10 protein-coding genes are annotated in these 7,901 nt (G+C 70.7%); 7 read left to right on the top strand and 3 right to left on the bottom strand.

Features of this window, described 5'->3' with window-relative positions; all coding sequences use genetic code 11:
* The first annotated feature begins 173 nt into the window (after positions 1 to 173).
* On the top strand, positions 174 to 377 hold the full coding sequence (locus ABDV68_RS04980; protein WP_343518566.1) for a hypothetical protein: 204 nt from the start codon (positions 174 to 176) through the stop codon (positions 375 to 377).
* 67 nt (positions 378 to 444) lie between these two features.
* Positions 445 to 1,968, top strand: coding sequence for a trypsin-like peptidase domain-containing protein (locus ABDV68_RS04975; protein ID WP_343518565.1), 1,524 nt, complete (start codon positions 445 to 447; stop codon positions 1,966 to 1,968).
* Here the strand turns inward: ABDV68_RS04975 and ABDV68_RS04970 are convergent.
* A complete protein-coding gene (locus tag ABDV68_RS04970; protein WP_343518564.1) occupies positions 1,965 to 2,240 on the bottom strand; it encodes a DUF1203 domain-containing protein in 276 nt (91 codons plus the stop codon). The genes ABDV68_RS04975 and ABDV68_RS04970 overlap by 4 nt on opposite strands.
* Positions 2,237 to 3,304: a bifunctional DNA-binding transcriptional regulator/O6-methylguanine-DNA methyltransferase Ada gene (gene ada / locus ABDV68_RS04965; protein WP_343518562.1), complete on the bottom strand. Its 1,068-nt coding sequence runs from the start codon at positions 3,302 to 3,304 to the stop codon at positions 2,237 to 2,239. Before ada ends, ABDV68_RS04970 begins: the two co-directional genes overlap by 4 nt.
* A 95-nt stretch (positions 3,305 to 3,399) precedes the next feature.
* Between ada and purE the strand changes: the two genes are divergently transcribed.
* The 5 genes from purE (at position 3,400) to ABDV68_RS04940 (ending at position 7,524) form a co-directional block, all read left to right on the top strand.
* On the top strand, positions 3,400 to 3,885 hold the full coding sequence (gene purE, locus ABDV68_RS04960; protein WP_343518561.1) for a 5-(carboxyamino)imidazole ribonucleotide mutase: 486 nt from the start codon (positions 3,400 to 3,402) through the stop codon (positions 3,883 to 3,885).
* Between the two features lie 10 nt (positions 3,886 to 3,895).
* Positions 3,896 to 4,981 (top strand): 5-(carboxyamino)imidazole ribonucleotide synthase, encoded by a 1,086-nt coding sequence (locus ABDV68_RS04955; RefSeq protein WP_343518560.1) that lies wholly within the window; start codon positions 3,896 to 3,898, stop codon positions 4,979 to 4,981.
* Between the two features lie 73 nt (positions 4,982 to 5,054).
* Positions 5,055 to 5,609: an RNA polymerase sigma factor gene (locus ABDV68_RS04950; RefSeq protein ID WP_343518559.1), complete on the top strand. Its 555-nt coding sequence runs from the start codon at positions 5,055 to 5,057 to the stop codon at positions 5,607 to 5,609.
* A complete protein-coding gene (locus ABDV68_RS04945) occupies positions 5,606 to 6,079 on the top strand; it encodes a hypothetical protein (RefSeq protein ID WP_343518558.1) in 474 nt (157 codons plus the stop codon). The genes ABDV68_RS04950 and ABDV68_RS04945 overlap by 4 nt, the downstream gene beginning before the upstream one ends.
* A complete protein-coding gene (locus tag ABDV68_RS04940; protein ID WP_343518557.1) occupies positions 6,079 to 7,524 on the top strand; it encodes an alpha/beta fold hydrolase in 1,446 nt (481 codons plus the stop codon). The genes ABDV68_RS04945 and ABDV68_RS04940 overlap by 1 nt, the downstream gene beginning before the upstream one ends.
* 67 nt (positions 7,525 to 7,591) lie before the next feature.
* On the opposite strand, the gene ABDV68_RS04935 is transcribed toward ABDV68_RS04940, so the two are convergent.
* Positions 7,592 to 7,888, bottom strand: a complete 297-nt coding sequence (locus ABDV68_RS04935; RefSeq protein WP_343518556.1) for a hypothetical protein — start codon at positions 7,886 to 7,888, stop codon at positions 7,592 to 7,594.
* Positions 7,889 to 7,901 lie beyond the last annotated feature (13 nt).

Genomic DNA, 7,901 nt, shown 5'->3' with positions numbered 1-7,901 from the left:
TACCCGTTCTATGGCGTGAGCCGCGCTTCGCGCGCGCCTCCTACGAAAGCTATTCGCGCCGCGGCGTGCTCCCGCCGCCGGCCGCGCAGACCGCGCTTTCCAGGGCGCTCGACTTGATCCCGCGCGTGCGCACCCTGCGCTAAATGGTCGCCGCCGACTATGAGGCGCGGGGAATGATCGAGGACGCGATCTCGACGAGCGCGCCCGACGCCTATGGCATCGCCGACGAGACCGAGAAGGACAAGCGCCGGCGCGAGCGGGCGCAGAACCAGTATAAGGAGGCCGAGGATGAGGAGGATCGCGAAACCCCGCGCGAGATGCTCGTCCGGCTGCTCAAGAAGAAGACCGACACATCGGCCGTGAAAGAGGCCGAATAGCGCGCCTCCGGCTTGCCTCCGCGGCGCGCTTTGGCGAAGAGGGCAGCGCAAGCCGGAGAGTGTCAGAGTGAAAGAGCTATCGACCCGATTGCTGCTGGCGCTTGCGCTGCTCCTCGGCGTCACGGCGCCCGCGCGTGCCGACGACATCTCCGCCGCAGGGCGCGGGGTGGTGCGCATCGTCACCATCGCGGTGGTCGAAGGCGAGGTGGTCGGCTTTGGCCATGGCAGCGGCTTCGCGGTCGCGCCCAACCGCGTGATCACCAACGCGCATGTCGTCGAGGCGGCGGAGCGCTACCCCGGCGACGTGGTGATCGGCGTGGTGCCGTCGGAGGGCGACAAATCCTATCAGGGCCGACTGGTCGCGATCGACGCCGATCGCGACCTCGCGCTGATCGAGTTCGGCGGCATCCGTCTGCCCGCGCTCACCTTCTACAACGGCCCGGTGAGCGAAGGCGATGCGATGATCGCGCTCGGCTACCCCGGCAATGTCGATCTCGCGACGGCGCGCTCGGCCGCGGATTTCATCACCCCGCTCTCCCCGGTGCGCTCGCAGGGCGTGTTCTCGGGCCGGCGTAATCTGCAGGGCGTCAACGTGCTGCTCCACACCGCGGGGATCGCGCGCGGCAACTCGGGCGGGCCGCTGCTCGACCCGTGCGGCCGCGTGCTCGGCGTCAACTCGGCGGTCACCCGCGCCGACGACGGCGATGCGAGCTTCGGCTTCGCGATCGGCAATGACGAGGTCGCGGCATTCCTGCGTGAAGCCGGACAGACCATGCCGGCCAACGGCGTCGCCTGCACCAGCATCGCCGACCGGCTGGCGCAGGACCGCAGCGAGGCCGAGCGCATGCGCGCCGCGGACGAGGCGCGCATGCGCGAGGAAGCCGCCAAGGCCGCCGCCGATCGCGAGAGCGCGCTCGACCAGGCACTGGTCGACAATTTCGCGCTGCGCGAGAATTTCATGGCAGCCGCCGCTTTGCTGCTCGTACTCGGCGCGATGGGACTGGGCGCGGGCGCCGTGCTCTACACCGGCGGAAAGCAGCGCGAGGCACTGTGGGCGGCGGGCGGCGGCGGGGTACTGGTGCTCGCGTCCCTGATCACCTTCTTCACCCGGCCCGCATTCGACCCCAAGACGATCGAGAGCGCCGCGCGCGTCGCCGTCCCGCCGCCCGCGCAAGCCGGCGGACTCGGCAAGCTGGTCTGCACGATCGAGCCGGCCCGCTCGCGCGTCACCGTGTCGAGCACGCAGGACGTGAACATCGACATCAACGCCGACGGCTGCGTCAACGGCCGCACCCAATATGCCGAGACCGGGCAGCAGAACTGGCAACGCATCCTGGTGCCCGACGACGAGCAGACCGTGTCGGTGCTCGAATATGCGCCCTCGACTCGGACTTACTCGACCACACGCTACCTGCTCCCCGCCGGCCAAATGGCGGATGCTCGCAAGCTGCGCAGCGACGTGAAGATCAAGGCTTGCTCGACCGACCAGGCGGCGCGCGCCGACCTTGCCGCCAAGCAGCAGGCGATCCGCACCGCCTTGCCCCAGGTGTTCAACGAGCGGCTGGTCTATAGTTGCAAGCCGGCAAGTTAGCCGCGATCGACTCGCGCCGCGAAGCAGCCGCGGCGGCCATTATGGACGTGGAGACAGGCGGCCGCGGGATCGTCGAACATGCACGCGATCTCGGCGTCGAGGCCGGCGCCCTCGAGCACCTCGGCGTCGATCATCATCCCTTCCGCGTCGAATGCGCGGACCGAGAGCAGCCGCGTGCGAAGCTGCTCCGGCACGGCGCCGGCATGGCGCGCGGGCCGCTTCGCGCCCTCCGCGACGGGCGCGGGGTCGAGGCCGGTGATGACGTAGCTCATTCCGCCACGCCTTCGCGCCGGCGCAGTACCTGCTTGCGGTCGACGCCATAGGCATAGCCCCCCATGCTCCCGTCGCTACGCTGCGCGCGGTGGCATGGGATGATCACCGCAACGTTGTTCGAGCCGCACGCCGTGCCGGCGGCGCGCACCGCGCCCGGGCTGCCCGCCGCGACCGCGAGCTGGGCATAGCTCACCGTCTCGCCCTGCGGCACTTCGCGCAGCGCCTGCCACACCGCCTCCTGGAAGGCCGTGCCGCGCACGTCGAGCGGCAGGTCGGTGTGCCGCCCCGGCTGCTCGACCTCGGCCACCACCCGCGCGGCGAGCGCCGCCAGCGCCGCGCCGCCCGGCACGATCTCGGCGCGGGGGAAGCGAGTCGCCAGGCTCAGGCTGTCCTCGTCGAAGGCGACGCGGCACAGCCCCCGGTCGGTCGCGGCGATCAGCAGCGGACCGAGGCTGGTGTCGGCGATGGTCCAGCGGATCGTCACCCCCGCCCCGCCGTTGCGCCACGCGCTCGGCGTCATGCCCAGCCGCGCGTTGCTGGTCTCATAAAAGCGGCTCGGCGCGGAATAGCCCGCCTCGTAGATCGCACTCGTCACATTGTCCTCCGCGGTCAGCGCCTCGGCGGCGCGGCGCGCGCGCAGCGAGCGGGCGTAGGCGGCGGGCGTGACCCCGGTGGCGCGCTTGAACAACCGCTGGAAATGGTGCGGGGCATAGCCGACATGCACGGCGAGTTCGTCGAGCGTCACCGGCTCCTCCGCCGCCTCGAGCAGCGCCACCGCCTCCGCCACCGCGATCCGCTCGCGCCCGATCTCATCGGGCTTGCAGCGCAGGCACGCACGGAAGCCGGCGGCGCGAGCGGCGTCGGCATCGGGATAGAAGGTCACATGCTCGCGCTTGGGATGCCGGGCAGGGCAGCTCGGCTTGCAATAGATGCCCGTGGTGCTCACCCCCGCGATCACCCGCCCGTCATAGGCGCGGTCGCGGCGGTCAAACGCCGCCCAGGCTTCGTCGTCGGAGATCATGTTGCTCATCATGCTGCCGATATAGGCGCTCGTGCCAGGCATCGCTTCCCGGCTTTTGCGCCCAAACCATGGGCAAAGCTTGATGCCGCGCCCACAGCCCATTAGGGGGGCGCTTTCCCGTTCGAGAGGGGGCATGAATGGCGGAAACCCCGCTGGTCGGCATCATCATGGGCAGCACGTCCGACTGGGAGACGATGCGCCACGCCGCTGACGTGCTCGCCGAGCTCGGCGTGCCGCACGAGACCAAGGTCGTCTCTGCCCACCGCACCCCGCAGCGGCTTTATGACTATGCCACCGACGCGGCCGGGCGCGGGCTCAAGGTGGTGATCGCTGGCGCGGGCGGCGCGGCGCACCTGCCCGGCATGACCGCATCGATGACGCACCTCCCGGTGCTCGGCGTGCCGGTCGAATCCAAGGCGCTGAAGGGCATGGACAGCCTGCTGTCGATCGCTCAGATGCCCGGCGGCATCCCCGTCGGCACGCTGGCGATCGGCAAGCCCGGCGCGATCAATGCCGGCCTGCTCGCCGTAGCGATCCTCGCCACCTCCGATGCGGCGCTCGCCGAACGGCTCCAGACCTGGCGCGCGCGCCAGACCGACAGCGTCGCGAGCGACCCGGAGTGACCCGACCCGAATGAGCGCGATCCCCCCCGGCAGCACCATCGGCATCCTCGGCAGCGGGCAGCTCGGCCGGATGCTCGCGGTCGCCGCGGCGCAGCTCGGCTATCGCTGCCACATCTACGCGCCCGAGAGCGGTCCGGCGTGCGACGTCGCGGCGGCGTTCACGCAGGGCGCCTATGACGACTCGCCGGCGCTCTACGCCTTCGCCGGACAGGTCGATGCGATCACCTTCGAGTTCGAGAATGTCGAGCCGGTCGCCATCGCGCAGCTCGGGGCGCGCGTGCCGACGCGGCCGCACAGCCTGTCGCTCGACATCGCGCGCTACCGCGTCGCCGAGAAGGAATGGGCCGCGCAGATCGGCGGACGGACCGCGCCGTGGCGCGGCGTGTCCGACCTGCCCTCGCTCGAAACCGCGCTCGCCGACGTCGGGGCGCCGGCGATCCTCAAGACCACCTTGTTCGGCTATGACGGCAAGGGCCAGGCGCGGATCGACAGCCCAGCCGACGCCACGGCCGCTTGGTCGGAGATCGGCAGTCCGGTGCTCGAGGGCGGTTTCCCGGCGATCCTCGAAGGCCGTGTCGATTTCTTCGCCGAATTCTCGGTGATCGTATGCCGCGGCACCGATGGCGCCACCGTCGCCTGGGACGTGCCCGAGAATCTGCATCGCGAAGGCATCCTCGCGACATCCTCAGTTCCCGCCAGCGCCCCCGTGCTGGCGCAGGCGGAGGAAGCCACCGCCTTCGCCGTCGCGATGGCGAACAAGCTCGGCCATGTCGGCGTGCTGACCTGCGAGTTCTTCGCCACGCCCGACGGCCCGGTGTTCAACGAGATGGCGCCGCGCGTCCACAATAGCGGCCACTGGACGATCGAGGGTGCGGTCACCTCCCAGTTCGAGAACCATATCCGCGCGATCTGCGGCCTGCCGCTCGGCTCGACCACGCTGACCGGCGCGGCGGTGGAGATGACCAATCTGATCGGCGCCGACGCCGGCAGGTGGCCGGCGCTGCTCGGCGAAGGCGACGCGCATCTCCACCTCTACGGCAAGCACGAGGCCCGCCCCGGCCGCAAGATGGGGCATGTCACGCGCGTCCGGCGCTGAGGAACATCAGCGTTTTTTCGTGAACCTTTTCGCCGCGGCCGCGACTACCCCTGGGAATGCTTCGGGGTGAACGATGCAGCGACCGCAGGACGATGGCCGGGGAACGGTAGAGGACGCACGGCTTGTCCTTCGCTGCCAGCTGGGCGAGCGTGCGGCGTTTGACGCACTGATCGAACGCTGGGCCGCCCCGATCGCGGGCTATGCGCGGCGGGTGACGCAGGACGGCGACGCCGCGGCGGAACTGGCGCAGGACGTGTGGCTGCGCGTCTTTCGCGGGATCGGCCGGCTGCGCGAACCGAAGCGCTTCCGCGCCTGGCTGTTCGGCATCGCCCACCGCGCCTTCGCCGACAGCCTGCGGAAGCGTTATGCGGCGCGCGCCATCGCCGAGGCGAGCGAACTGGCCGACGCGCCCGAGCCGGACCATGTCGATGCCGAGCTGGTGGAGCGCGGCCTGGAACGACTTCCGCCGATCGAGCGCGAGATCCTGACCCTCTTCTACCTGCAGGAGCTGTCGATCGCCGAGGTCGCCGAAGCGCTGGGAATTGCGTCCGGCACGGTCAAGTCCCGCCTCCACCGCGCCCGCCACCAGCTCCGCCAGGAACTCGAGACGCAAGGAGAGTTGTCATGAACGTGAGGACGGATCGGGACGCGTACGACGCCGTGCGGCGGCTTGCCGATGCGCAGCTGGCGCCCGCCTCGCGTATCGCGCACGGCGCCCTGCTGGCGGCGGCGCTGGCGATGACGGTGGTGATCGCCTCGCTCGGACTGACCGAGCCCGACCTGCCGCCGCGCGCGGGACTGGCGTTCGCGGTGCTGGCCGCGATCGGCGCGGGCTGGACAGGCTATGCCGCGTGGGTGCTGACGCAGCGGCGCGTGCTCTACGTCCGGCAGCGCATTGTCGCCGGCTGGCTCGCGGTGACGTTCACCTCGATCTTCACCCTCGGCGCCTTCGCGTTCGGAGTCGCTGCGGCACAGCCGGCCGGGCTCGTCGCCGGAGGGCTGGGGCTCATGCTGATGGCCGCCGCGCTGCTGCTGCTGGCGCGCGCCCGGCGGCGGCTCGCGGCACTCACCGCCCGCTTGCGGCAGCTCGAAGCATGATGAGCACGTTTCGCTTTCTTTACGCCGCGCTCGCACTGGCGGCCGGAATCTCTGCCGCCAGCGCGCAGGATGCCGCACCCGCGATCCACCAGGCCGCGACTCGCATCATCGCCGCGCCGGACGGTCGGCAGATGGAGATCGCCACCGGCTTCGTTCGAGTGCCGGAGCAACGCACCGGCGCCAACGCCGGCGCCCGGCAGATCGAGCTCGCGGCGATCCGGCTGCGCTGGGCCGGCGCGTCGGCATCGACCGCGAACATGCTGCTGGCCGGAGGCCCGGGCGATTCGGGCACCCGGCTGCTGTCCGGCCTGCCGCCATCGCAGACAGCCGCCTTGCTCGAGCTGATGGGCGGCGATGTGATCGCCTTCGACCAGCGCGGCACGGGCCGCTCGCAGCCGAGCCTCGTGCTGCCCGAGGCGGTGCCGTTACCGCTCGATGTCCCGGGATCGCCGCAGGCATGGCTCCCGCTCATCGACCGCGCCGCGCGCGTCGCCGCCGCACGGTTCGCCGCGAAGGGCGTGCGGCTCGAATCCTACACCACGGTCGAAAGCGCGGACGATGTGGAGGCGGTGCGCCGCGCGTTCGGCTATGCGCGGCTGAACCTTTGGGGCCGCAGCTATGGCTCGCATCTCGCCCTCGCGACGGCCCGGCGCCACCCGGGCGGCATCGCGCGCATGATCCTGGTGAGCCCGGAGGGCCCCGATCACACGCTCAAGCTGCCCACGCAGACCGACGCGGTAATCGCCCGCATCGCCGCGCGCGCCGGCATGCCCGAGCTGCCCGGAACGATGCGCACGGTGTTCGATCAGCTCCGCCGCGCCCCGGTCACCCTTTCCGTCACCGACTCAGCGGGTGACGCGACGCGGCAGGTGACGATCGGCGAATTCGACCTGCAGCTGCTCACCGCGCAGGCGCTCGGCGATCCCCGTCTGCTCGCGACCCTCCCGGTCGCCTATCGCGAGATGGCGGCCGGCAAGTTCGCACGGATCGGCCCGGCGGTGCTGGTGCTGCGCACGCGGTTCCGCCTCGGGTCAGCAATGAAGTACATGATGGACCTGTCCTCCTATGCCAGCCCGGCGCGTCTCGCCCGCATCCGCGCGCAGGCCGGCAGCGCGTTGCTCGGCAACGCGATGAACTTCCCGGTGATGGATCTTCGCGCGGCATGGCCGGATGCCGATCTCGGCGAGGCATATCGCAGCGACGTCCGCAGCGACGTCCCGACGCTCATCCTCGCCGGCGACCTCGACGCGCGCACCCCGGTCGAGAACGCCCATGAGATCGCCGCCGCCCTTCCCAATGCGCAGGTCGTGGTGGCCGAGAACGCCGCGCATGAATTCGACCTGTTCGGCAATCCCGCGATCCGGCCATTGCTCCAGGATTTCCTGGCGGGCCGCCCGCTTCGCATGAAGCGGATCACGCTGCCGCCGATCCCCTTCCAGCGCTGACGGCGCACACCAATGAAAAGGCCCGCCTCCCTCGTGGGAAGCGGGCCTTGTTCGCGGCATCACCCGATCAGGCGCGCACGCCCTCCATCGGGAAGCTGCCGAACGCGCCGGCGGTGACGGTGCCGGTGAGCTTGTCGCCGTCGACCGTCGCCTCGATGCTCAGCGTCATCGGCATGGGCACGGTGATGTCCACCGTCCAGGTCAGCTTGTCGCCATCGACCCGGCCGCTGACCGCGGTGGTGCCGAGCGCGCCGGCATAGGTGCCGGTGAAGGTGTCGCCCGCGCTCACCACGCTCAGCGTCGCCTTCTGGTCGCCCATCGGCGAGTGGGTGACGGTATCCCAGGTGCCATCGACATTCGCCATGCTCGTCTCTCCT

Origin of the sequence: Sphingomonas sp., assembly GCF_039595165.1 — a bacterium.
Classification (GTDB): domain Bacteria; phylum Pseudomonadota; class Alphaproteobacteria; order Sphingomonadales; family Sphingomonadaceae; genus Sphingomonas.
The sequence above is the reverse complement of the archived record's forward strand: the minus strand, read 5'-3'. Positions and strand labels throughout refer to the sequence as shown.